Genomic DNA, 1,800 nt, shown 5'->3' with positions numbered 1-1,800 from the left:
TTTACAAATATTAACTTCGAGAAGCTAAGGTTCTATGCCCATGATCCCTTCTTCGTTAAGGTAAATTGGAAAAGCTATATGGATACCTTTCTAGATAATTACCACTTAGAAGCATATCATCCTAACTTTAGAACCTTTTTCGATTCAAGATATATTGAATCGATTTTCCGAGATGATTTTATTGTTCAAGCGATACATCTTAGAGAAAAACCTCAAATCAAAACCTCTGCTCTGCGAGAATATATAGATTGCTATAGCAAATATGTTGGTAAATTCCCAGAAGACTACGGTGCTGTCTGGCTTTGTATTTATCCTAATATTATTATTGAAATTTATCAGTGCTTTGCCCTAGTTGCAGTTGTTATACCAGAAAGCATCGACACATGCTCAATTCACGAATATCGTCTGGTAGAAGAGCAGTTTTCTCAACATCAAGACTTTCTAAATGCATTTGACCAGTATATGTACGAAATAGAATATGAAGACCATGATCTGATGACCAAGATCCATCAGGGAAGGAAAGCACTTTACCAACAAGGTCAGCAACACTGTGGTCCTTATCATCCTACTAAAGAAGCAGGTCAACAGCAGTTTCATGATTACATCCGTAGGATGATTCCTGTAAGCCTAGATGGAAATATATTAGGCGGTTTGGGAGCATCTAAAAAGACTGTCTCTCCCACAATGGATGTGGTAAAACCGTCGTGAAAATGAGATCCAATTTATTGGTCTTCGCAGAAGTTGTTGGGGAAAGGATAAAGGAACGCTATAGCGAATATCAATCCAATACTCATATTCCACAACAACTGATGGAAATCTGATTCAAAAATCTCAATCTCTAAAATAACAGTAGAAAATGGACTCTCAAATGATTGCATCGAAATTTGACACAGATGTACGGAAAACTCATCGCTTAACTCAAGAACAGCTCACTCAATATCACGAAGATGGATATGTTATCGTCCGTGGGTTATTTGATTCAGAGGAGGTTAGCTTAATCCGGGAAGTTTGCGATAACGATCCCAATCTTGCCAATTCTCTCAGGACTGTCATCAACCAAAAGGGTGAACCCTGGCATGCTGCTGTTTGGAATGGTTTAAATGATAGTCTGGTTAGCGTAGTGACTCGATTAACTCGGATTGTCGATACTGCGGAACTTATATTAGGTGAGGAGTGCTATCATTGGCACTCAAAAATTGTTCAAAAGCTGCCATATGATGATACTGTCATAAATTGGCATCAAGGTTAGACCTATTGGTATGGTGACGGCTGTCTTTTTCCCAACATTGTAACTTGTACAGTGGCTATCACTGAAAATACTAAAGCCCATGGTTGCTTGCAAGTCATCAAAAAGTCCCATTTAATGGGTCGTATTAAACCTGTGTTGCGAGGTAATGGAGATGTCTGCGATCCAAAGCGTATGGAAAAAGTGATAGAAAGGCTAGAAGTTGTTGATTGCGAAATGGCACCTGGCGATGCTGTATTCTTTCATGCAAACACGATACATGGTTCTCAAGGAAATCACACAGATGATACTCGTATCCTAATGCATTGCCACTATAACGCTGTCTCAAACCAACCTGTTGAGGAAAAAGGTCAAAAATCCCACCCCTACATCCCTCTAGATAAACTTCCTGATTCTGCGATTAAGAATGGACTTTACAAATCGGGATTTGAGGATCAGACTGGCGATTGGAATTGGTATACATCTGACTTTGGAGCTAACTCACAATAATTTATTTTTGTACTAGAGTTACAGCGAATAATCTTGATTGAGAAAACATGAACCTAGAAATTTAA

3 protein-coding genes are annotated in these 1,800 nt (G+C 38.7%); all 3 read left to right on the top strand.

What is annotated here, in order from left to right:
- Window positions 1-708: SRPBCC family protein (locus F6K51_RS36650; RefSeq protein ID WP_293030921.1), on the top strand; the 708-nt coding region annotated here is incomplete at its 5' end.
- Between the two features lie 160 nt (window positions 709-868).
- Window positions 869-1,249: a hypothetical protein gene (locus F6K51_RS36645; RefSeq protein WP_293030918.1), complete on the top strand. Its 381-nt coding sequence runs from the start codon at window positions 869-871 to the stop codon at window positions 1,247-1,249.
- A gap of 36 nt (window positions 1,250-1,285) precedes the next feature.
- The gene (locus F6K51_RS36640) at window positions 1,286-1,735 is read left to right on the top strand and encodes a phytanoyl-CoA dioxygenase family protein (RefSeq protein ID WP_293030924.1); all 450 of its coding nucleotides are present in this window, start codon (window positions 1,286-1,288) and stop codon (window positions 1,733-1,735) included.
- Window positions 1,736-1,800 lie beyond the last annotated feature (65 nt).

Origin of the sequence: Moorena sp. SIO3I8, assembly GCF_010692325.1 — a bacterium.
GTDB lineage: Bacteria > Cyanobacteriota > Cyanobacteriia > Cyanobacteriales > Coleofasciculaceae > Moorena.
This window is presented reverse-complemented; position numbering and strand designations above follow the sequence as displayed.